Genomic DNA, 25,854 nt, shown 5'->3' with positions numbered 1-25,854 from the left:
TTCTGCTTTATAAGAATTATAAACTAGCTATGAATTTAGAGGTATAAAATGATAGTAATAAGAAAAGAAGAAACAAAAGATTATGAAAAAGTTGAAAAAGTAATAGAAGAAAGTTTTAAAACTGCTAAATTTACAGATAATGACGAGCATAATTTAGTTAGAAGACTTAGAAAAAGCGCTGAATTTGTAAAGGAATTATCTTTGATAGCAGAAGATAATAATAAAATAGTTGGACATATATTATTAACTAAGGCATTTATAAAGGATGATAACAGAGTATGTGAAACTTTAGCATTAGCTCCTTTAGCTGTTTTACCAGATTATCAAAATAGAGGTATAGGAAAAAGTTTAATAAATATGTCTATAGAAAAAGCAAGAGATATGGGATATAAATCTATAGTTGTTTTAGGACATGAAAATTATTATCCTAAGTTTGGATTTAAAAAAGCTAGCGATTACGGTATTAAAGCTCCTTTTGAGGTACCAGATGAAGCTTATATGATTCTAGAGCTAACACCTAATACTCTTAATGGAGTTAATGGTATAGTAGAATACTCAAAAGCTTTCTTTGAATAAAATAATAAATGGATAGATTTATATAAATCTATCCATTTCTTTTTTTATTTTAAAGCTTTAATTTTATTTAAGATATTAAGATATTCGTTTTCTAATATATTCTTTTTTTCTAAATTACTTTCAAAAGATAATAATGATATAACTTCAGAAAGTTTGTTTTCTAAAATCATTTTATTATCGTGAAGAACTTTTTCATCTTTATTTATTTTAGGTTTATTTTTGAATAATAAATATTCATCGTAGCTACCATCGAATTGAGTTATTGTTTCATTATCTATTTCTAATATATAATTGCAAATATTAGAAATAAACTTTCTATCATGAGATACTATTAAAAGTGTCTTATTAGTATTTATTAGTGAATTTTCAAGAGCCTCCATACATTTAATATCAAGATAATTAGTTGGTTCATCAAGTACTACAATATTGTTATCAGAAAGCAGTAGTTTACAAATGGCAACTTTAACTTTTTCCCCACCACTTAAAGTAGAAACTTTTTTATATACGGCATCTCCTTTAAAACCAAAGCCATCTAAATTTGTTCTAATAAAACTTTCTAAATATGAAGAGTCAATTCGGATGTTTTCTAATATAGTTTTATCTGGATTTAAAAGGTTTTGTTCTTGATCAAGAAAACCAAAAACAACATTATTAGAAACTTTAATACTTTCATTTTCATTTTTAATTATTTCTTTTAAAAGAGTGCTTTTACCAGAACCATTTTTACCAATTAAAGCTACTTTCTTACCTTTTTTTATCTTAAAATTAGCATGTGATAATAAAGTTTTATCGTTAACTGTAAGGTTTAGATTTTTTACTTCAATAGGATTTTTAGAAGTAAGCTCTAAATTGCTTATTACATTTATTTTTATTTCTTTTTCATTCTTTGGTTTCTCTTTTAATTCTAAATGGTCAATTCTACTTTTAATTGCTTTAATATTATTATCTAAGTTTTTCTTAGATTTTTGACCACCCATTCTATGAAGTCTAGCTTCTGAATTTCCCATTCGTTTTGGAGTTCTTCTAATGTTATTTCTAAGTTTTTCTTTAATAACAATTGCTTCTTCTAGCCTATTTTTTTCATTTATATATTTATTATATTCATTTATTTCTCTTTCTTTTTCTGATTTCTTAAGTTCTAGATATTTTGAATAATTTCCTTTATATACATTAACTTTTCCATCTTCGATTTCAAATATTGTATTACATAAAGCATCTAAAAAATTTCTATCATGAGAAACTAAAATAAAAGAACCATTATGACTTTTAAACATTTCCTCTAATATTTCAATACTTTTACTATCTAAATTAGAAGTAGGTTCATCTGCAATTATAAGTTCCTTATTTTCACTTAATGCATTAGAAATTTTAATCTTTACTTTTTCACCACCAGATAAATATTTTTTATATTCTTCTGGTGCCTTTAATAAGCTTTTTATTTTACTAGTAGAGCAATCTTTTTCAAAATTATCTATTTGACTAATATAAGCGTAACTTTTAGTCAAATATATATTTCCTTCATCAGAAACTTCTTCACCAATTAATATTTTTAAAAGAGTACTTTTGCCAGCACCATTTGCTCCTACTAAACCTATTTTATCTCCAAGTAATATTTCAAGTTTTTTTATATCTAAAATTAATCTATCTCCGTAATACTTTTTTAAGTTGTTTATTAATGCTAGTTGCATAAAAAAATCCCTCCTTAGAATAGGAGAGAGTTATAGACATATAAAAAGGTAACACAAATAAACCTATTGTCAATAATCTACTCTCCATAAATTTGTGCACAACAAAAAAGCCTTAAATATTTGCTTCTATATGCACTAAAGTTATTTTAAAGTAGATATATTCTCATTGTTGAAATTACCTTTACCTTTCATAAATATATTTTAAATTAATAATATTTTCTATTTTATTATATACAAAATATTAATATTTAGATAGTATAAACTTTAAAAACTTTTAAGAAATTATTGTTTTGCATTTCGAAATAAATAATTATTTGAAATAGATATGATAATTTTATGAAGTGGTGAAGCAAAAATATGTTATTTAAATTATACATGATATAATTAATATTAATATATAAATTTAGAAAAGGTGATAATATGAAAAAGACAATAGGAATACTTGCTCACGTTGATGCAGGGAAAACAACATTTTCAGAGCAGGTACTTTATCATACAAATAGTATTAGAAATAGAGGTAGAGTAGATCATAAAAATTCTTTTTTAGATATACATAATATAGAAAGGGAAAGAGGAATTACAATATTTTCTGATCAAGCTATTTTTGAAATGGGAGAATCAACTTATTATCTTATTGATACTCCGGGACATATAGATTTTTCTTCAGAGATGGAAAGAGCACTAAGTATATTAGATTATGCAATTTTAATAATAAGTGGAGTAGAAGGGATTCAAGGACATACTGAAACTATTTGGTCATTACTAAGAAAATATAATGTTCCAACCTTCTTTTTTATTAATAAGCTAGATAGAACAGGTGCGAGCTTAGAAAAAATAATTGAAGAAATAAGAGAAAACTTAACTAGTGATTTATGTTATATAAGTAAATTAAATGATTTAGATGATGAGTTAATAGAGTTTATTTCGGAAAGAGATGATATTCTTTTAGAAAGATATTTTAATGGGGATTATAATGAAAGAGATTGGGTTATAAGTTTAAAAAGTCTTATAAAAGAAGGTAAGATTTTTCCTTGCCTTTCTGGAAGTGCCCTTCAAGATGATGGAATAGATAAATTTTTAAGTGTTTTTAATGAATTAACTATTAGTAACTACAATGAAGAAAGTGATTTTTCAGGTAGAGTTTATAAAATAAAATATGATGAGAATGGTACACGACTTACATTTATAAAAGCATTAAATGGAAGTTTAAAAGTTAGAGATGAAGTTTCTTATGGAAAAGAAAATGAAATAATAGAAAAAGTAAGCAGTATAAGATTATATAATGGAAGTAAATTTAGTACTATAGATAAAGTAGTAGCAGGAGATGTTTTTGCAGTTACTGGATTAACTAGCGCAAAAGCAGGTGAGGGATTAGGATTATTAAAAGATGATGTAAACTTTAATATGGTGCCTACATTAATGTCAAAGGTAATATTTGATAAGGCCTATAACGTAAAAGATGTATTAAGATACTTTAGAATATTAGAAAGTGAAGATCCATCATTAAATGTTATCTGGAATGAAGTTTTACAGGAAATACAAGTTTCTATTATGGGGAAAATTCAATTAGAAGTATTAAAAGAAGTAGTTAATGAAAGGTTTAATTTAAAGATAGATTTTGGACCTTGTGAAATAATGTATAAAGAAACTATAGAAAATGTAACTTATGGATATGGTCATTTTGAGCCGTTAAAACATTATGCAGAAGTTCATTTGAAGTTGGAACCCAATAATAGGGGAGAAGGAATAACTTTTGAAAATAAATGTCATGCAGATGATTTAACTACAGGAAATCAGAATTTAATTAAAACACATATATTTGAAAAAGATCACCATGGACTTTTAACAGGATTTCCAATTACAGATATAAAATTTACTTTATTAACGGGAAGAGCTCACAATAAGCATACGGAGGGGGGAGATTTTAGAGAAGCAACATTTAGAGCTATTAGACAAGGCTTAGAAAAAACAAAAAATATCCTTTTAGAACCTTATTATAAGTTTAAGATAGATGTTGAGTTAGATTATATGGGGAGGATAATATCTGATATTCAAAAATTAAATGGAAGTTTTAATCCACCAGAAACAAGGTTAAATAAAGTTACTATTACTGGGAGAGGACCAGTATCTACTTTTATGGATTATAGCTCGGAAATTCTTACTTTTACTAAAGGTAAAGGTAGTATAAATTTAATTTTTGATGGGTATGATGTATGTCACAATACAGAAGAGGTAATAGAAAGGTTAGGATATAATAAAAATGCAGATATAGAATACTCATCTAGTTCTATATTTTGTTCAAAGGGACAAGGATTTATAGTTCCTTGGGATAAGGTAGAAGAATATATTCACTGTGAGATAAAGGAATAAAAAGGTAGAAAAATATTGTTCTACCTTAATAATTCTTCATTTTTAATTTTTAATTCTTAATTTGGGCTGTTTGTGCAACAGCCCCTTATTTTATGTTAGTTTATAAAAAGTTAAAATAAATAGGCAAATAATTTATTTCCTTCTTCAAAGATTGTAACAGTAAAGTAATTCCAAGGAACTACAGTAGCTCCAACTCTAGAAATTGCAACACGTATTTTAAATGTAGCACCAGTATTTGTTTCAGAGCTTGGACCTTCATAAGTAACTTTATCTAGTCTCACTACCATTTCTTGCCCTGATGATAACTCCATTTGTTCTCTTAAAGAATTTAGATCCTTAATAAGTTTTTCTCTATCCTCGTTAGTAATTGGAATATATCCATTTTCACTTGTAGTATCATATGAAACTAAATAGTTATACACAGATGAGTCTTCGTTTAAATATAAATATAGTAAGTCATTAGTAAAATCTAGCTCTTTATATTCTCCAGGAGTATAGTGTAGAGATTGTTGATCATCATAAATATTAGTACCTATTTTAATTTCTGATAAATTTTTTGAAGAAGAATATGTTTTACCTAGAGCTTCAAAAACAGTTGGAACTTCAGGCTCTTGAGTTTCTTCTGATGGTAATGTACTTTCTACTTGGTTATTAGAATTATCTTCAGTAGTGGATTTAGATTGTGTACAACTAGCTAAGGTTAAAGATAATAAAAAAAACATAAAAAATAATAAGACTTTCTTTCCCATTATATCCTCCAAAAGACGTTATTTAAAATATATATGTAAATTAATTTTATGACAAAAAACATTAAAAGTAAATTCATTCCAATATAATTTAATATAAGTTGATTAATTTAAATTTAATTAATATAATTATTATATAAAAATTTTTAATTAGGAGGGCACAACATGTCAGTAAAAATGTTGCATACTTGTATCAGAGTAATGGACTTAGAAAAGTCATTAAAATTTTATAAAGAAGCTTTAGGATTAATGGAAACTAGAAGAAAAGAATTTCCAGAGCATAAATTTAGTCTTGTTTATTTATCAAATAAAGAAGGTTGTTATGAAATAGAACTTACTTATAATTATGATGTAGAAAAACCATATGAATTAGGAAATGGTTTTAGTCATATAGCTGTAGAAGTAGAGGATTTAGAAGAAATGAGAGAAAAACATATTTCTTTAGGATATGAAGTGACACCGTTTAAGGGTTTACCAGGAACTAAGCCTTCATATTATTTTGTAACAGATCCTGACGGATATAAAATTGAAGTATTAAGAGCTAAGTAGCTTTAGATCTAGTAACTTTACAAAAGTTACTAGATTTTTTTTATAAAAAATAACATAAAATATACTAAGTAATAAAATTGATAATAATTATTATTTAGTATATAATATATACATAGAAAAATATTCTAAAAAAGGATGAAGGTGTATAAGTATGAGTAAAATATCAATTATTGGCGCAGGATCAATTGGAGCAACAACTGCCTTTGCCTTATTACAAAAGGAAGTTGCTAGAGAAATAGTTATAAATGATATAAATCAAGAAAAAGCATTAGGTGAAGTTCTTGATTTAATGCATGGAAGTTCATTATCTAGTCCTTGTAATGTTACATTAGGATCTTTAGAAGACACAAAAGATTCAGACTTAATTATAATTACTGCTGGAGTTGCTCAAAAACCAGGAGAAACAAGATTAGATTTAGTAGATAAGAATTATAAGATTTTTAAAAGTTTTGTTCCAACTTTAGCTAAATTAAGTCCAAATGCAATACTTTTAGTAGTATCAAATCCTGTTGATATACTATCTTATATGACATATAAGTTATCAGGATTCCCTAAGGAAAGAGTAATTGGCTCAGGAACAGTTCTAGACACAACAAGGCTTAGAAGTTTACTTGGAAAGTATTTTGGAGTTGATGGTAGAATAGTACAAGGATATGTTTTAGGTGAGCATGGAGATAGTGAATTTGTACCATGGTCATCACTAACTATAGGAAATATTCCGATAAAAGACTTTTCAGAGCAATTATCAATAGAATGGGATAATGCTACAGAAAAAGTTATAGCAGATGATGTGAAGAATGCTGCTTACGAAGTTATTAATAGAAAAGGGGCAACAGCATTTTCGGTTGCAGCAGTTTTAACAAGAATTGTTGAGGCATTCTTAAAGGATGAGAAAACTATTTTATCAGTTTCAACACTATTAAATGATTATTATGGAGTAAATGATACGTATTTGAGTGTACCAACAATAGTAGGTAGAAATGGTGTAGAAAAAGTATTAAATATTAAATTTTCTGATGAAGAAAAGGAAAAGTTCATTAAATCAGCTGATTTAATGAAGGAATATATAGATAGAATTAATGAAAATTAAATAATATAACAATCTAGATTTCTAAAGTAGACTATAAATGTAATTATTATATTTATAGTCTACTTTTTTTATTTAAATTAATAATTAAAATCTATAAATATATTAACAATTATATAAGTTTTAAAATTGTATTGTTAAACATATTATAGATTAGCTATTAATTTATATTTAGAAGGGTAAAGGTTATGGTAAAAGAATTTTTAGATAAATTAAAAAAAAATAAACTGATTGGAAACATAGTAATAATGCTTTCATCTATATTACTTATATATTTAATAATTTCAATATATTTTATAAATCATTTCTTTTTTAATACTGAGGTTAATGGAGTAAATTTATCATTGAAAAACTATAAAGAAGCTAATGAAATTTTAGAATCATATATGAATAATTATAGTGTACAAATTATTGGTAGAGATGGGAGAAGTGAAGATATAAATGGAAGAGATATAAAACTTACTTATAAAGATAAAAATATAATTAATGATATAAAAAAGGATCAAAGTTCAATTTTATGGATAGCGTCACTATTTGGTGAAAAAGATTATTATGTAGATGGTTTAGTTAATTTGAATGAAGAATCTTTAACTAAAATAGTGGATGAGATGGATATTATAAATAAAGGAATTGTAGAGCCTGTAGATGTTAGTTTTAAATATAATAATGGTATATATGAAATAGAGTCTGAGGTTTATGGAAATAAAATTAATAAGGATAAATTAATTACAATTTTAATTGAAAGTATAAAACATGGAGAAAGAATAGTAGATTTAGAAAAAAGTTTATGTTATGAAAATCCTAAATATATTTCTAACTCTGATAAGACAATTGAGACAAGGGATTTATTAAATAAGTATGTATCTACAAAAATAACGTATCTATTTGCTGAAAAAAAAGAAGAGTTGAATGGTGATATAATAAATAATTGGCTAAAAGTAGATGAAGATTTAAATGTTGTTATTGATGAAAAAGCTTTAGAAGAATACATATCAAAGCTTAGTAAAAGTTATAATACTGTTGGGATTACAAGAAAATTTAATACATCCACAGGAAAGATAGTTGATGTAAATGGTGGATATTATGGTTGGAAGATTAATTCAGTTGCAGAAGAGAAAATGCTTATAGAAAATATAAAATTAGGAGCTAATTTAGAAAAAGAACCAATATATTCGCAAAAGGGATTATATAGAGAGGAGAATGATATTGGAAATACTTATGTTGAAATTAATATAACAAGACAATATTTATGGTTTTATAAGGATGGCAAAGTTATAGCAGAAGGTAGCATAGTTACAGGAGATCAAAGAAAGGGTTATTCTACCACTCTAGGCACATATATGATTAACTATAAACAAAGAGATGCAGTATTAAGAGGACAAGGATATGAGTCTAAGGTTAGTTATTGGATGCCGTTTAATGGAAACATAGGTATTCATGATGCTAGTTGGAGATATTCTTTTGGAAATAATATTTATGAAAATAATGGGACCCATGGATGTGTTAATTCTCCATTAAGCTTAGCTAAGAAAATATATGAGAATATTGATGCAGGAACTCCTGTTATATGCTATAAGGAGTAAAATAAAGTGAATTTTTAATTAAAGAGAATGAGTGAGTTTAGAATATTTTTCTAAATGAGCTTAAAAGGGAAGATGTGATAAAAAATCAAGGGCTTTATAATAGTATTGACAATTCTATCATATTAATAAACATAATAAAAATGCTGTCGAAAAAATTGTATGAAAAAATATTACAAAATATGCAAAACAGATGTATAATTATTTGTAATGAATTATTAAACATTTAAATTTATTGATTGTTTTTTAAAAATTAAATTAAAAAGGGGGCAAAATAATGTATAAAACTAAAAAAAGGTTTATATCTATTATCATTTTAATTTTTATGTTTTTCTCATTGTTAATGGGTATTAAACCATCAGTAACATTTGCTGAAGATGTTATTAATGATGACATAATAAAAGAAGCATTATTAGAAAAGTTAAATCAACAGATAAGTTCTGAAGATTCATTTTCTGGAGTTGAAAAATTAGAGGTAGATAATGAAAACTCTGAGATAAGCGACGAAGGAAATCCAGAAGAAAAAATCAGGGTTATTGTAGAGCTAGAAGATAAGCCAGCAACATTACAGCTAGAAGATGGGGTACAAGCTGAAGAAGAATTAATTAATGAAGTTAAAGAAGCACAAAAACCTATTCAAGAAGAAGTAGAAAATGAAACAGGGGAAGAAGTTAGACATACTTATGGAAACTTAATAAATGGTTTCTCAATAGAAGTAAAGCGTAAGGATGTTGAAAAAATAGAAGATATAGAGGGAGTAAAGAATGTAAGTGAAGCTATAGTTTATTATCCTGATATGTCTACAGCAAAAGAATTTACACAAGCAACTAGTGTATGGAAGGACTATGGGTACAAGGGTGAAGGACTTGTAGTTTCAATAATAGATACTGGTATTGATTATAAACATAAAGATATGAAACTATCTGATGAGTCTAAAGCTAAAATTAGTGAGGATGATATAAATCAAGAAATTGGAGAATATTTTACTGCTAAGGTTCCATATGGATATAATTTTGCAGATGAAGATGAAGAAGTTATAGACTCTTCAGGTAGCATGCATGGAATGCACGTTGCCGGAATAGTTGCTGCAAATGCTTCAGATGATGAAGTTAAGACTAATGAAGGTATTCAAGGAGTAGCACCAGAAGCACAATTATTAGCTATGAAGGTATTTAGTAATAATAGTGAAATTCAAGGAGCTTATTCAGATGATATTATTGCTGCAATAGAAAAATCTGTAGAACTTGATGCTGATGTAATTAATATGTCATTAGGATCATCTGCTGGATATAGAGATGATACTGATCCTGAACAAGTAGCTATTAAGAATGCAACTGATGACGGGGTGATTTGTGTAGTTTCAGCAGGAAACTCTACTACATCAATAGCCCCATATATTATTGATGGAATTAGTGATGTTGGAGTTGTTGGATCACCAGGAATTTCGACAGATGCATTACAAGTTGCAAGTTCAGAAAATTCAGTAATAACATTACCAGCATTTACTGCAAATATAAATGGTGAAAATGTTATTATGGGATATACTCAAGCTGAGGTAGAGCCTTTAGATACTTTTGGAGAAAACGAAAATCTTACATTATTAGATGCAGGAAAGGGAACTGTTAATGATTTTAGTGGAAAAGATTATAATGGAAAAGTTGCTCTAATTCAAAGAGGAGATATTACATTCGTAGAAAAACAAATTAATGCACAAGCTGCGGGGGCAAAAGCAGTTATTATTTATAATACTGCTGCAACTGAATATATAAATATGGCAACTGATTCATCGATAAAAATCCCAGTAATTTTTGTTAATGGAAATGATGGAAGTTTATTGAAAGATAATATTCAAAATGCTGTTATTAATTTTAATAATAAAATTGCAATTAAAGAAAATTCAGCTTCAGACGAAATGTCAGATTTCACTTCCTGGGGACCAACGCCTAATTTAGAGTTTGCACCACAAATAACAGGTCCAGGTGGAAATATTTATTCAACTTTAAATAATAATAGATACGGAAGCATGAGTGGAACTTCTATGGCAGCTCCAAATGTAGCTGGAGCAACAGCCTTAATTATTCAAGGATTAAAAGAAAATGGAATAGATTTTGAAGGAAGAGAATTGGTTGAATTTGTTAAAAAATCTATAATAAATACTGCGGAACCTTTAATGGAAACTACTGCTTTAAATGAAGAGTTACCATATTCTCCAAGAAGACAAGGTGCTGGTATGTTACAAGCTAAAAGTGCTATTGAAAATAGAGTTCTTGCAACTGGAGAGAATAATGAAGCTACTATTTCATTAAAGGAAATAGGAGAAAAAACAGAGTTTGAAATAACATTAAAGAATTATTCTGATGAAGAAGAAAGCTATGAAGTAAAGTCATTAGGAGATGTATTAACAGCTTTTGAGCCTAGTATGATTGGAGAAGAATATATAAATGGCTATGTTGATTTTGATACAGCATTAAAAGATGCTAGTCTAGACTTTAGTAATAATAATGTAGTAGTACCTGCTAATGGAGAAATTAAAGTTAAAGTTACTTTAAATGTTCCAAAAGATACAGTGACTAATAATTTTGTAGAAGGTTTTATAAAATTTGAAGCTTTAAATGAAGGAACTCCATCATTAGTAGTACCATATATGGGATACTATGGTGATTGGTCTGAAGAATCAATTATTGATGGAGCAGCATGGGACGAGGATAATGTATATTTGGTTCCAAGCTTTGCAGCGTCTAAATTATTAGGAGAATATAATTATTTAGGATATGAAGGAAAAGATGCAAGTGAAAATATTATAGTAAATCCAGATAAAATTGCTATTTCTCCGAATGATGATGAATTATTTGATTATATAGTTCCTGCATTATATTTATTGAGAAATGCTAAGGATATAAAAGTCGATTTATTAGATGGAGATAAGAACTTAATTCAAAGCAATATAAATGGAGATATAAATTCTAAAAAGAAAATTTTATCATCAACAGGAGGTAGCCAAGCTTCTATTTATTCAAGTTTAGCTTGGGATGGTAAATTATATAATAAATCTACTGGTGAGTTTGAAGCTGTCAGTGAAGGACAATATTATTTAAACTATAAAGCAAGAGTAGATGGAAGTGAAAATTATCAAGATTTTATTATTCCAGTTAAAATAGACATAACTCCTATTAGTACAACTCTAGAGTCAAGTAAAGAAAGTTCTGAAAAGAATTATGAACTAAGAATTGGATTTAATGGGGAGTTAGCTAATAAAAATGTTTTATCAACTGTATTATTTGTTAATGGAAAGAAAGTAGATAATTATACTACAGAAAATGATGAATTAGTTTCTAATTTAGAACTAAGTGAAGATAAAGTAAATACAATTCAAGTAGCTACAATTGATATGGCAGGTAACTATTCTGTAGATAAATATGAAGTAGGTGTAGGAAATTATAAACCAGAGGTTAATTTAATAGACTTCTCTACAGATGAAGGTTTAACTAATAATCAATTAGAAATTAAAGGTGAATATTTAGGAGATGTAAAAGAAATATTGATTAATGGTGAAGCACCTGATTCTATGGAAAATGGTGTATTTACTAAATCAATAACATTAAATGAAGGTTACAATAAAATAAGATTATTTGCTGCAGATTCTAATGGTAATACTATAGTTGACAAAACTTATAGAGTATTCTGTGATTCTATAGCACCAGAAATTAATATATTTGAGCCTAATATATTAGAAGATGGAACAGTTATTACTTCTAAGGATGAAATAAAACTTAAGATATCAGTAAGTGATAATACAGAAGGATACAAGCTTTATATTAATGGTGAAAATAAAGAGAATATTTCTATCGATGGTTCTAAGGGTACTGTAGATACTTATAGAGAATTTGAATATGATATACCAGTAGTAAATGGAGAATTCATTACAGTTAAAGCTGTAGATACTCTTGGTAATGAAACAACTAAGAAGTTCCAAGTTATAGTAGATAAGAGTGTACCAGAAATAAATATAGAAGGATTAGAAAATTATAGCTATTATAATGGAAGTATTACTCCAAGTATAGAAGTTACTCCAAGCACTGCAAAGATTACAGCAACATTAAATGGAAATCCTTATAATTTTGAAGAGATCACAGATGATGGAAGTTATGTACTAGAAATTGTTGTTGTAGGCTTAAATGGAGTAGAGATTAAGAAGACTATAAACTTTACAATTGATAAATCTTTACCACAAATTTTAGTAGAAGGTATTGAAAATGGTAAATACTATAATACAAATGTTTTACCAAAGATAACCTCTAATAAAGATGCTAATATTTATCTTGAATTAAATGGTGAAGCTTATAATGGTGAGAATATAGTTGATGAAGGAAGCTATATCTTAAAAATTAAAGTTATTGATAGATCAGGAAATGAATCTACTGCAGAGTATAAGTTTGTAATAGATAAAACTGCTCCAGAAGTTACTATAGGTGGAGTAGTAAGTGGAATGAAGTATAATAAAGAAGTTAAGCCTGTAATTACTAGTAATGAGGATGCAGAATTAATAGTAACATTAAATGATAAACCTTACAATGGTGAAGCTATTAATAAAAATGGAAACTATACTATTAAGGTAGTTGCTAAGGATTTAGCAGGTAATATAACTGAAGTTTCAAAATCATTCATAATAAAGTTACAGGACCAAGGTGGAACTAAGCCAAACCCAACTCCAACACCAACTCCAAATCCAGGAGGAGGAAGTACAGGAGATAGAGTTAATGATGTCAATACTGGAAGTGGAAATAATAATAGTGGAGATGATAGTTCATTAGGAAAAGGTAAAGGAAATTTACCGAAGACAGGTAATGAAGAATATTATTATGTTATAGTATTTGGATTATTACTTGTTGGAATCGGGGTATTTATCTATAAAAGAAAAACTTTAAAGGAGTAAAATAATATTAAAATAGGATATAAGAGGATATTGTCTTATATCCTATTTTTAAAAAAATTATTATTAAATTTTGTAGGACTATTTACATCTATATTAAGTGACTCTCTGGAGCTATCTATGCAAGAATTAGAATAAAATGATCTTAGTAATATTATAAGAATTTATTTATTAAATAATAAATATTATTAATTAGACTTGCAATGATACTATACCTTATAGTATCATTTATTTAATTGAAATAAGAAATATAGATATAATAGATTGTGGAGGGAATAATGTTAAATATAGGATGTCATTTATCAACAACTAAAGGTTTTGAAAATATGGGAAAAGAAGCACTAGAAATTGGAGCTAATACTTTTCAATTTTTCACTAGAAATCCTAGAGGGGGAAAAGCAAAAGATATAGATATTAATGATATGGAAGGTCTTTTAAAAATAGTTAGAGAAAATAACTTTGCAACTATTTTAGCTCATGCGCCTTATACTTTAAATGCATGTTCAGCAGATGAAAGAACTAGGGAGTTTGCAAGAGAGATGATGGAAGATGATTTAAAAAGAATGGAGCTTATGCCAAACAACTTATATAATTTCCATCCAGGTAGCCATGTTAAGCAAGGGGTGGAGATAGGGATAACATATATAGTAGAACTTTTAAATAATGTATTAAGAGAAGATCAAAGTACTACAGTTTTACTAGAAACTATGGCTGGAAAAGGGTCAGAAGTTGGAAGAACCTTTGAGGAAATAGCAGAAATAATCTCTAGAGTTGAGCTAAAAGATAAAATGGGTGTATGTTTAGATACATGTCATGTTTATGATGCTGGTTATGATATTGTAAATAATCTAGATGGAGTTTTAGAAGAGTTTGATAGAGTAATTGGATTAGATAGATTAAAGGCTATTCACTTAAATGATAGTAAAAATCCATTTAAAAGTCATAAGGATAGACATGAAAAGATTGGAGAAGGATTTTTAGGATTAGAAGCAATAACTAATATAATAAATCATCCAAAGCTTAAGCACCTGCCATTTTTCCTTGAAACACCTAATGAGTTAGAAGGTTATGCTAAAGAAATAGAGCTATTAAGAAGAAGATACCAAGATTAATTTACATTAGAATTTTTATTAACTTGATATATTTTACTTTCTTGTGTATCATATTTGATAGTTAAGAAAGGTGTGTTTTTAATGGAAGAGTTAATAAAGGCAATTAAAGAAATTGTAGCAGATGAGGTTATTAAAGTAGTTATTAGTAATAAATTAAACAAAGATGTTAAATATAATAAAATTAATGTAATATTAAAAGTAAATAATAAGGGAAAAAAATATTATCAAGTAGAAAAATTTACTGAAAAACAAGTATTTCATGAAAATATTGAAGTTAATGATTTAGAAAAAACTTTAAATAATTTAGTAAATAATAATTATAAACAATTATCTGCTTGGTCTAATAATACTACTTTTGATTTAAAGATATCTAAAAAAGGGAAAGTGTTCCTTGGGAAAAAGGAATCAAATAATAAGAATTTAGTTAATAAAAGTCATAATAAAGAGAAAAATTATATATTAAAGGAAGGTATGATAATAGAGCCTTTAATAGACTTAGGTGTATTCACTAAAGAAGGTAAAGTGATAAATTCTAAGTATGATAAATATAAACAAATTAATAGATTTATTGAAATAATAGATGATGAAATAAAGAAAAATAATTATAAAGAGTTAACAATATTAGATTTTGGATGTGGAAAATCTTATCTAACATTTGTATTATATTATTATTTTGTAGAAATTAAGAATATAAAAGTTAAAATGATAGGGTTAGATCTTAAATCAGATGTTATTAATAAATGTAATGAAATAGCTAAAAGATATAAATATGATAACTTACATTTTGAATTAGGAGATATAAATGGATATAGGTATGAAAATAATGTTGATATGGTAATAACTTTACATGCTTGTGATACAGCAACAGATTATGCCTTATATAATGCAATAAAGTGGAATGCAAAAATGATTTTCTCAGTTCCATGTTGCCAACATGAATTTAATGCTCAAATGCAACCTAAATCTTTATCAGTTATTTCTAAATATGGTATAATTCAAGAAAGAGTATCTGCATTAATGACAGATGCAGTAAGAGGAAATCTTCTAGAAGCTTCAGGATATAAAACTCAGCTTTTAGAATTTATTGATATAGCTCACTCACCTAAAAATATTTTAATTAGGGCATCAAAAGCTAATATTTCAAAAAATAAGAAAGAAAAAGCTTTAAATGAAGTACATACATTAATTAAGGAATTTAATTTTAAACCAACATTATTAGACTTGTTAAAAAATGATAAATTAATATAACTTACAATGCTGTACTTGATTAGTTAAGTACAGCATTTTGATTTATGATTAAGTTACTAAAGCTAGTAAGATAATAATATCAAATAAGCTTAGATGAATAACAAAAAGGGAGGATACTATGGGAAATAAAGAATTAAAATTAAAAATTGAAAAGAAATTAAATAAAGAATTTATAGGTCAAGAAGAGTATTTTAAATATATTACAGAGTATTTTGTTGATAAAGTTGAGAAAAATGAAAAGGGAATAGTACTTGTATCAGGACAAAAAAATACTTTTAAAAAAGTAAGTATTAGAATTATATTTGAGGAATTATATGAAGAAAAAATAATAAATAATAGAATTTTAGATGAAATTGATTTATCAGATTATAATTTTAATATGGGATATAATGCTTTTTTAACTGATTTATATGAAAAACTTAATAGCAATACATCTGAAGCAATAATGTTTAAAAATACAGAAAAGGCATCAAAAGAAATAATAAATCTGTTATCTAAAATTTATCCTAATTCATGTATTAGACTTAAAAACAATTATTCAGTAAAGAATAAGTTCTTAGTAGAAGCAGAAAAAGAGGAAAAAAATATAATAAATGAAATAGTATGTCATAATAAATTTTTTATATTTATTTATAATTATGAGGATGTAAATGAATTAGATGAATTCATGGAACAATCTTTAAAAAATGTAGGGAAGATTTTACATACAAAGGAGCTTATAGATAAAGAAAAGAATATCATTATTAGAAAAAAAATTAATGATGAAATAGAAAAAGCAAAAAAAGACTTTGGAATACAATTATTATTAGGTTATAAGGAAGGATCTGTAGAAAAGGATAACTACAGTGTATATGAATATTTACAAGAATCATTTAGAAAAAGAGGAAGTTTTGATATTACTGAATATATAAATTATATATTTTGTAACCCAATAAGAAGTTTAATAGTTAAAGAAGGATTAATACAAGGCGAAAAGATATTAATTTACGTTGAAAATAATAATTTAAGATGTAAAATTAATAATGAAATATATAACTTAAATAATTACTCAATACCTACTTTAGAGGAAGTAAAATATAAACTTGAATCTATTATTGGTATAAATGAACTAAAGGAATTCTTAGTAAATATAGAAAATAATAATAAGGTTCAAAAAATAAGAGAAAAACTTGGACTAAGAACATCATATATATCATTAAATATGATATTTGCTGGTAATGCAGGAACAGGAAAGACTAATGCAGCAAGAATTACATATGAATATTTGAATGCACTTGGATTACTTTCTAAAGGAACTTTAGTAGAGGTAAGTAAAGCTGATTTTATAACTGAAAATGCAAGTGATACTGCTAAAAGAACAAATGACATTATTAACTCAGCATTAGGTGGAGTACTATTTATAGATGAAGCATACTCTTTATGTGAAAGTGAAGAAGATAAGGTAGGCAAGGAAATAGTAGATGCATTACTAAAAGGAATTGAAGATAATAGAAATAATTTAACAGTAATTTTAGCTGGTTATGAAAAAGACATGGATAAGTTTTTAAGCTTAAATCAAGGACTTAAGTCAAGATTCCCAAATGTAATACATTTTGCAGACTATACTCCAGATGAAATGTATGAAATAGCTGTTCAAATAGCAAAAGCTAAGGGATATAGAATAGCTCAAAATGTTAAAAGTGATTTGATTGATCTATTTACTAGAAATCAACTTACTGGAAAGAATGAATTAGGTAATGCAAGATTTGTAAGAAATATAATTGAAAATGCTATTATATATTCTTCAAGAAAATATTTAAATAATAATAGAAGTGAAATAGATCTTTTGGAAAGAGAAGATTTTAACTTTAAAGCAAATGCAAAATTTGATTTAGAAGAGAAATTAGACAATATTATAGGACTTGGAGAAGTTAAGGATTTATTAAGGAGTCAATATAAACTATTAGTAGCTCAAGAAAAAAGAAAGTCAGTTGGAGTGAATACAGAAGTTGAGCAAAATTTAAATATGGTTTTTGCAGGTAATCCTGGTACTGGTAAAACTAGTATTGCAAGGTTAGTAGCAGAAATGTTAAACAGCATGGGATTTTTAAAGATTGGTCAACTAATTGAAAGTGATAGATCAAGTTTTGTATCCAATATACCAGGAGAAACAGCTAAAAAAACTGAAGAGAAATTTAAAGAAGCAATTGGTGGTGTTTTATTTATAGATGAAGCATATACATTGGCTACTGATAGCTTAGGAAGAGAGGCAATAGAAACCCTTTTAAAGTTAGTTGAAGATTATTCAAGAGAAGTAATAGTTATATTAGCTGGATACGAAGAAGAAATGGAGAACTTTTTCGACGTTAATATTGGTTTAAGATCAAGATTTCCATTATGGACTAATTTTGAAGATTACAACCCAAATGAATTATTGGAAATGGCAATTAGATTAATTGAAGCTAAAGGATTTAAATTATCTAAAAATGGATATAATGCTCTTAAGAAAAGCTTTGTGGATATTTATGAAAATTCAGATGCACAATCTGGTAATGGTAGAATGGTAAGAAATTATGTTGAAAATTTAATAAGGGTTCAAAGCATAAGAATAGTAGAAGAAGATACTAGTGTATATGAAATAAATTTAATAACTGCAAAGGATATAGAAAAGCTTAATACTTCACAATATGATAATGAATTTAACTTAGAAAAGCGTTTGAATAATTTAGTAGGTAATGAAGAAGCTAAAGAGTTTTTAAGAAGCCAATATAAACTAATTAGAGTTAAGGAAAAGAGAAAAAAATTAGGATTATCTACCGATATAAATAGATATATGAACATAGTATTTACAGGTGAAATAGGAACTGGGAAAAAGACAGTATTAAATATATTTTCAGAAATACTATATAGCATGGGGATAGTAAAAGCAAAGAATATTGTAGAAATAAATAAGGATGAAGCTTTAGAGTGCATTAATAATAACACATCTTTCGAAGAAGTTTTAAATAAACAAATAGGAAAGGTAATTTATATAGATGGAGCTGAATTTTTATTAAAGCCTTATTCTAATAAAATACTTAAAGATTTAATTAAATTTATGGATAAGTATAGTAATAATACTGTAGTAACTTTATCAGGAAGAGAAGAAGATATTAGAAAATTAATGTATTTAAATCCAGAATTAAATTATAGATTTTCATCCATGTTAAACTTTAATGACTATGGTAAGGAAGATTTAATAAATATGGCTTTAGAAATTCTAGAAAAGAAAGGATACACTTTAGATAAAAATTCAAAGAAACAATTATCAGACACTATAACTGAACTTTATAATAATGAAAAATTAACTTTAAGAAACGCTCTTATGGTAAAACAATATTTAGATATTTTAATTAGAGAGCAAAGTATTAGAATATTTGATATAGGAATTAGTAGTAAAGAAATGAATATTATTAATTCAAATGATATTTATAGAAGTAAGGAACAATTCATTATAAAAAACATATATAAATAACATATTTACTTCTTTTTTATTTTTAGGAAATTATAAAAATGTTACTCTGTGAATAGCCTTTTATAATTTCCTTCCTTTAGCTTTGAAGTGCTTCTATTAATTTTGCAATGATCTAGAGAAAAGGTGATGTAATAAGCAAAATTATATAGAAGTACTTTTTTATTTATATTCTTTAATATTAGTAACATTTGTACTTATAGCTTCATTTGTATCATACATAATATGGCTACCTTTATAAGGGCTACCATCAACTAAAATTATAACTTTGTTTACATTATAATTATAGCCATAAGTTAAAGCTAAGGTCTTTAATGCAGAGCCCTCAGAGCCAGATCCAACTCTAGTTAATAAATTATAATAAGTACCTGATAAGTCTACAGTTAAAGTATCATCATTTAGTTTTGCAGATCTTACAGCTAAGTCATCTCCAAAACTAAATAAGTTATTATCAGGAATATTTATCATTTCTTTAGTTAAGGCTGTAACTAAGGCACCATCTATAACTTCAACAGCTTTATCTTCATAGTAAAAAACATCATCAATAACACTATAATAATAAATTCTACAATTTAATGTCTTTATATTTGTTGATGTAGTTGTAGTATCAGTATCATAATTTTCTTTAGAGTAAGCTATTGATGAATCATAATTAACATTGAAGTAGCCATTTGGTAAATCACCTCGCAATGATGTATATAATTCATCTCCAAAATATATAGAGACTTTATTTACATTTAAATTATATCCATAAGTTGAAATGAATGATGATAATAATCCACTTTCTGTAGCTGAGCCTAATAACATGTTATCAACATAAGAGGATGAAAATACAACTTTTAATACTCCACTTTTTTCGTTTAAGGTAGCAGATGTTATTTCAACTTTATCAGTAAGATTTAAAAAATTTTCATTTGGGGAATAGTTTTGTAGTGCTTTAGTTAAAGATTTTATTATTGCTTTATCTATTATTTCAATTTCTTTATCTACATAAAAAACTTTATAATTTACTGTATCAAAGTAAAATAATCGAACTTTCCTTGTATCTTTTGATGTATTATCTTTTGACTTATCTTCGTTACTATCATTATCTTTATTATTTTCCTCTTCAATATTTTCATTTTGAATATTAGAATCTTTTGAAGGAGAGTTTTCTTTAGATTTACTACATCCAATTAATATAAAACTAAAAATTAAGGTAAATAATAAAAGAAAGAGTTTCCTTTTCATAAAATCACTTCCTTGCAATAATCTCAATATATTATATATATTTATATAGATATTATTGACAATTATATTATAAAATAATGGTAAAATAAGAAATAAATAATAATTAATTAAAAAGGAGAGAATTATGAAGAAGTTTTTTAAAATTTTAGGAGTAAGTTTACTTTTACTAATTTTAGCCTTTGGAATTTTTGTTTTTTCAATAAAAGATAAGGTTAAATTATCGATAAATATACTTAAAAAGTATTCAGAGTTTGTAGAAAATAATAGTTTATTAAGTGAAGAAAATATATCTTTGGATTTAGATAGCAATAAAGATTATGAGGAAGTTGAATATAAAAATACAAATGGAGTTTCTTTAACTTTAGATATTTTTGATGCTAAAAAAGAACTTAAAGACGGTTCACCTGTACTTGTTTATGTTCATGGTGGAAGCTGGGTTTATGGTACAAATGAAATCCCAGATGCAATATCACCATTACTTGATGCATTTAGGGAAGAAGGAGTTGTAATAATAAGTACTAGCTATGAATTAATGAGTGGTGAAGAAAATTTTAATAAGCAAATTTCTGATGTTAAAGATACTATTAGGTGGATTTATAAAAATAAGGATGAATATGACTTTAATACTGATAAAATAGGTATAATTGGAGCATCTTCAGGTGCACACCTATCATTAATGGCTGCATATAGTGATAATAATGATTTTATTGATGATGAAGAGTTGAGCAATTATCCATCTAAAATAAAGTATTTAATTGACTTTTTTGGACCAACTAATTTAAATACATTAGATATGGATAATGTTAATTGGGATTTAGAACAAATAATAAATTCAGTAGGAGATAATAAAGAGGAAGTTTTAAGTAAGTATAGTCCTATAAATTATATAGATAAAAATGAACCAAATACCTTAATTATTCATAGTAGAAAAGATTCTATAGTTCCTTATGAAAATGCAGAAACATTATATGATGAGTTAAAGAGTAATGATAATAAGGTTAATATTATAACTTTAGAAGGAGCAACTCATGATTTTTCAGAGTTTGATATGGAAGAAATTATATCAGTTGGAATGAAGATGCTAGAGTTTATAACTCAAAATATTTAGGAATTAGAATATTATAGATTTATTTAGCTAATTATATTTATATAAATGAAGTTTTATTTTAATAAACAAAGGAGGTTGCTTATGAAAGTAGTAGTAATAGGATGTACTCATGCAGGTACTTCTGCAGTAGTTAATTTGAAGATATTGTACCCAGATGCTGAAGTAGTAGTATATGAAAAGAATGATAATATATCATTCTTATCCTGTGGTATTGCACTAAGTGTTGGAAAGATAGTTACAGAGCCAGAAAAGCTTTTTTATAATTCTCCAGAAAATCTAGCTCAAAGTGGTATAACTACTAGGATGAAACATGAGGTATTAGACATAGATTTTGATAATAAAAAGATAAATGTTAAAGATTTATGCTCTAGTAAAGAATTTCAAGATAGTTATGATAAACTAATTATAACTTTAGGATCTTGGCCAATAGTTCCAAAGTTAGATGGAATTGATTTGGAAAATATATTACTTTGTAAAAACTATAATCATGCAAAGATAATTGATGAGAAAAAAGGTTCTTCAAGAAATGTGGTTATTATTGGGGCAGGATATATAGGAGTAGAGCTTGCAGAAGCTTTTGAAAGATTAGGAAAACATGTTACTTTAATAGATGCTGAAGATAGGATAATGTCAAAGTACTTAGATAAAGAGTTCTCTGATATTGCAGAAAAGGAATTTACTAATAGGGGAATCAAATTAGTATTAGGGGAAAAGGTAGTGAAGTTTAAAGGTAATAGTGGTAAGGTAGAAAAAGTTATTACAGATAAGGGAGAATATGAAGGAGATTTAGTTATATTATGCATTGGTTTTAGACCTAATACTAAATTAATTGAAGGAAAGCTTGATACTTTAAAAAATGGAGCAATTATTATTGACGATTATATGAGAACTAGTAAGGAAGATGTTTTTGCAGCAGGTGATTGCTGTATGGTAAGGTATAATCCTGCAAAGGACAATAGATATATACCACTTGCAACTAATGCTGTTAGAATGGGGCTTTTAATTGCTAGAAATATTGAAAAACCTATTTTGAGATATATGGGAACACAAGGAACTTCTGGTATTAAAATTTATGATGTTTCTATCGCTTCTACAGGATTAACTGTTGAAAGTGCAAAAGCTACAACTAATTTAGATATAGATAGCATTACTATACATGAAAATAATAGACCAGAATTTATGCCAACTTTTGATGAAGTAATGATAAAGCTAGTTTTTGAAAAAGAAAGTAAGAGAATAGTTGGAGGACAAATTGCCTCTAAAATAGATATGACTGAATTTATGAATACTTTATCTGTAGTAATTCAAAATGAAATGACTTTGGAAGAACTCGCTATGACAGATTTCTTCTTCCAACCTCATTTTAATAAACCTTGGGGTATATTAAATTCGGTTGCTTTAAAGAAAATAGATTAAAATAAGCAAAATGGCTGGACTTGCCTGTTTATAAGTTAAATCAATTGGATTAGATGAAAACAATATATAATAATATATTAAAAAGAGTAATTCTTAAGTTTTAATGAATTACTCTTTTTATTTACAATTTTTACACCTCAAGAGTTAAGAAAATGGCTATAATTATAAATATATATTTTATAATTTCATATTTAGTTCATAAAACTAAAATATTATATGATTTATAGTATAAAAATAAAAAAATATAACAGAAAATATTTTAGGAGGAGAAGGATGTTATCACTAAGGAATATAAAAAAATCCTATATAACAGGTGATTTTAAGCAGGTTGCTTTAGGTGGTGTAAGTTTAAATTTTAGAGAAAGTGAGTTTGTTGCAATATTAGGACCAAGTGGATCAGGTAAGACTACTTGTCTTAATGTAATAGGTGGCTTAGATAAATATGATAGTGGAGATTTAATCATTAATGGAAAATCTACAAAGGAATTTAAGGATTCAGAGTGGGATGCATATAGAAATAATAGTATAGGATTTATCTTTCAAAGCTATAATTTAATAAGTCATTTAAGTATTTTAGACAATGTCGAAATGGGAATGACTTTAAGTGGTATTTCAGCAGCAGAAAAGCATAAAAAAGCATTAGAAGCTTTAGATAGAGTTGGGCTTAAAGAACATGTTCATAAGAGACCTAATCAACTATCAGGGGGGCAAATGCAAAGAGTTGCTATAGCAAGAGCATTAGCTAATGATCCTGATATAATACTAGCAGATGAGCCTACAGGTGCATTAGATACTAAAACTAGTATTCAAATAATGGATCTTATAAAAGATATAGCAAAAGATAAATTAGTAATAATGGTAACTCATAATCCAGAGCTTGCAAGAGATTATGCTGATAGAGTAGTGGAGTTTAGAGATGGAAATATTATTTCAGATTCAAATCCTTTAGAAGAAGAGGAAAGTAATGCTTCTTATAGCCTTAAGAAAACAAGCATGAGCTTTATTACTGCATTAAAGCTATCAGGAATGAATATTAGAACAAAAAAATGGAGAACCTTATTAACTGCTTTTGCATCTAGTATTGGAATTATTGGAATAGCATTAATTTTATCTTTATCAAATGGATTTGATAAACAAATTGATATATTTGAGTCAGATACCCTAGCAGGATTCCCAATAATGATAACACAGAAGACTGCTGAAGTTGATATAAATCAAATGATGGAGCAGAGTAAAGAAATGAGAAAAGAAGTATTAGGAGAAGGAGAGGAAGACGAAGATAAATACCCAGATACTGATGTAATATATCCATACAATAGTGAAGAGAATACATTTATGCACACTAATAAGTTGACAGATGAGTATGTAAAATATATTGAAGATATAGATAGTTCATTGCTTTCTGGGGTTTCATTTACAAGATTAGTTAATATGAATTTATTAAAAAGTGATGGAAGTGTTGCAACACCAATTAATGCTTCAGACCTAAATTTATCTTCTTATCCAATAAACTTAGATAATAGTTCTGAAGGATATTTAGAAACTTCATATGACTTACTTGCAGGTAGTTATCCTAAAACTATGAATGACTTAGTTTTAGTAGTAGATGAATATAATAAGATTGATACGTCAGTTTTAGATGCATTAGGAATTGATAGTAATAAAGATGAAATTAATTTTGATGATATAGTTGGTTATGAAATAAAGGCAATTTTAAATAATGATTACTATACTAAGATGGGAAATTATTTTACTTTAGCAGGAAATCCAAAAGATATGAGTGAAATATATGATAATGATAGTTCTATACCTTTAAAAATCACAGGAATTATAAGAGTAAAGAAAGATGTTAAAATTCCAGTATTATCAGCAGGTTTAGCTTATTCAGATGATTTAAGTCAATATTTTATTGATGATGCAAAAAATTCTGAAGTTGTAAAGGCACAAGAAGAAGCAGACTATAATATATTTACTGGAGAAAGCTTCAATAAAGAAGGTAATGGAATTAATTCAGGAAATTCAAATACAAAAGAAAATGTTCTTGCTTCTATAGGTGGGACATCAACACCATATATGATAACTTTATATCCTAAAGATTTTACTACTAAAGAAGCAGTAACTGATTATTTAGATAATTGGAATGATGGAAAAGACAAGGATGATGTAGTAATATACAATGATATGGCAAGTACATTTGTAAGTTTATCAGGTGGAATTATGGATGCAATAACTATGGTATTAATAGCTTTTGCAGCTATATCATTAGTAGTTTCATTAATTATGGTAGGAATAATAACTTATATATCTGTATTAGAAAGAACTAAAGAAATAGGGGTTCTTAGAGCTTTAGGAGCTAGAAAGAAAGATATAACAAGGGTATTTAATGCAGAAACATTTATAGTTGGTAGTTGTTCAGGTATTTTAGGAATAGTAATTGCATACCTTTTAATATTTCCAACTAATAGCATATTATATAAAATTACAGATTTAAAAGGAGTAGCAGTGTTAAATCCTGTTCATGCTATAATATTGGTAGTTATAAGTGTATGTTTAACTATGTTGGGAGGCTCTATACCAGCTAAAATGGCATCTAAAAAGGATCCTGTAGAAGCATTAAGAACAGAGTAAAATATTTAGCTATTTGTTCTATGTAATTCTATAGGGAAAATTAATATAATATTAATATGATTAAAATTTAAATAATCATATTAATTTAGAACTTAT

The 25,854-nt window shown here is 26.6% G+C and carries 15 protein-coding genes; 12 read left to right on the top strand and 3 right to left on the bottom strand.

The genetic code is table 11. The annotated features are described in order from the left end of the window. Positions 1–48: 48 nt before the first annotated feature. Positions 49–576: a GNAT family N-acetyltransferase gene (locus tag ACQPUY_RS11495; protein ID WP_430841370.1), complete on the top strand. Its 528-nt coding sequence runs from the start codon at positions 49–51 to the stop codon at positions 574–576. Positions 577–620: 44 nt separating this feature from the next. Here the strand turns inward: ACQPUY_RS11495 and cplR are convergent, their stop codons facing one another. Further along, the gene (gene cplR / locus ACQPUY_RS11490; RefSeq protein ID WP_430841369.1) at positions 621–2,264 is read right to left on the bottom strand and encodes an ABC-F type ribosomal protection protein CplR; all 1,644 of its coding nucleotides are present in this window, start codon (positions 2,262–2,264) and stop codon (positions 621–623) included. 420 nt (positions 2,265–2,684) lie between these two features. On the opposite strand from cplR, the gene ACQPUY_RS11485 reads away from it, so the two are divergent. Then, the gene (locus ACQPUY_RS11485) at positions 2,685–4,634 is read left to right on the top strand and encodes a GTP-binding protein (protein ID WP_430841368.1); all 1,950 of its coding nucleotides are present in this window, start codon (positions 2,685–2,687) and stop codon (positions 4,632–4,634) included. Positions 4,635–4,744: 110 nt separating this feature from the next. On the opposite strand, the gene ACQPUY_RS11480 is transcribed toward ACQPUY_RS11485, so the two are convergent. Further along, entirely contained in the window at positions 4,745–5,383 is a 639-nt protein-coding gene (locus ACQPUY_RS11480) for a hypothetical protein (RefSeq protein ID WP_430841367.1), read from the bottom strand. Between the two features lie 162 nt (positions 5,384–5,545). Between ACQPUY_RS11480 and gloA the strand changes: the two genes are divergently transcribed. From gloA to ACQPUY_RS11445, 7 genes are all read left to right on the top strand, one after another. After that, positions 5,546–5,929 carry a lactoylglutathione lyase gene (gene gloA / locus ACQPUY_RS11475; RefSeq protein WP_430841366.1) on the top strand — a complete coding sequence of 128 codons (384 nt, stop codon included), beginning with the start codon at positions 5,546–5,548 and terminating at the stop codon, positions 5,927–5,929. A 151-nt stretch (positions 5,930–6,080) separates the two neighbouring features. Further along, positions 6,081–7,019 (top strand): L-lactate dehydrogenase, encoded by a 939-nt coding sequence (locus ACQPUY_RS11470; RefSeq protein ID WP_430841365.1) that lies wholly within the window; start codon positions 6,081–6,083, stop codon positions 7,017–7,019. A gap of 185 nt (positions 7,020–7,204) precedes the next feature. Next, positions 7,205–8,599 carry a L,D-transpeptidase family protein gene (locus ACQPUY_RS11465; RefSeq protein WP_430841364.1) on the top strand — a complete coding sequence of 465 codons (1,395 nt, stop codon included), beginning with the start codon at positions 7,205–7,207 and terminating at the stop codon, positions 8,597–8,599. A 274-nt stretch (positions 8,600–8,873) separates the two neighbouring features. Further along, entirely contained in the window at positions 8,874–13,529 is a 4,656-nt protein-coding gene (locus ACQPUY_RS11460) for a S8 family serine peptidase (RefSeq protein WP_430841363.1), read from the top strand. A 275-nt stretch (positions 13,530–13,804) separates the two neighbouring features. Continuing rightward, positions 13,805–14,638, top strand: coding sequence for a deoxyribonuclease IV (locus ACQPUY_RS11455; protein ID WP_430841362.1), 834 nt, complete (start codon positions 13,805–13,807; stop codon positions 14,636–14,638). Between the two features lie 81 nt (positions 14,639–14,719). After that, positions 14,720–15,886, top strand: coding sequence for a class I SAM-dependent methyltransferase (locus ACQPUY_RS11450; protein ID WP_430841361.1), 1,167 nt, complete (start codon positions 14,720–14,722; stop codon positions 15,884–15,886). Positions 15,887–16,004: 118 nt separating this feature from the next. Further along, positions 16,005–19,379, top strand: coding sequence for an AAA family ATPase (locus ACQPUY_RS11445; protein ID WP_430841360.1), 3,375 nt, complete (start codon positions 16,005–16,007; stop codon positions 19,377–19,379). A 159-nt stretch (positions 19,380–19,538) separates the two neighbouring features. Here ACQPUY_RS11445 and ACQPUY_RS11440 read toward each other — a convergent pair whose 3' ends face one another. Beyond that, positions 19,539–20,606, bottom strand: coding sequence for a GerMN domain-containing protein (locus tag ACQPUY_RS11440; RefSeq protein WP_430841359.1), 1,068 nt, complete (start codon positions 20,604–20,606; stop codon positions 19,539–19,541). 124 nt (positions 20,607–20,730) lie between these two features. On the opposite strand from ACQPUY_RS11440, the gene ACQPUY_RS11435 reads away from it, so the two are divergent. The 3 genes from ACQPUY_RS11435 to ACQPUY_RS11425 all read left to right on the top strand — a co-directional run bounded on the left by ACQPUY_RS11435 (position 20,731) and on the right by ACQPUY_RS11425 (position 25,758). Beyond that, entirely contained in the window at positions 20,731–21,714 is a 984-nt protein-coding gene (locus tag ACQPUY_RS11435) for an alpha/beta hydrolase fold domain-containing protein (RefSeq protein WP_430841358.1), read from the top strand. An 81-nt stretch (positions 21,715–21,795) separates the two neighbouring features. Then, positions 21,796–23,130, top strand: a complete 1,335-nt coding sequence (locus tag ACQPUY_RS11430) for an FAD-dependent oxidoreductase (RefSeq protein WP_430841357.1) — start codon at positions 21,796–21,798, stop codon at positions 23,128–23,130. Between the two features lie 273 nt (positions 23,131–23,403). Beyond that, the gene (locus ACQPUY_RS11425; RefSeq protein ID WP_430841356.1) at positions 23,404–25,758 is read left to right on the top strand and encodes an ATP-binding cassette domain-containing protein; all 2,355 of its coding nucleotides are present in this window, start codon (positions 23,404–23,406) and stop codon (positions 25,756–25,758) included. The last annotated feature ends 96 nt before the right edge of the window (positions 25,759–25,854 follow it).

The organism is Clostridium nigeriense (assembly GCF_050585245.1).
In the GTDB taxonomy this organism is placed as follows: Bacteria; Bacillota; Clostridia; order Clostridiales; family Clostridiaceae; genus Clostridium; species Clostridium nigeriense_A.
Note: the sequence above shows the minus strand (reverse complement) of the source record. Positions and strands in the feature narration are given on the sequence as shown.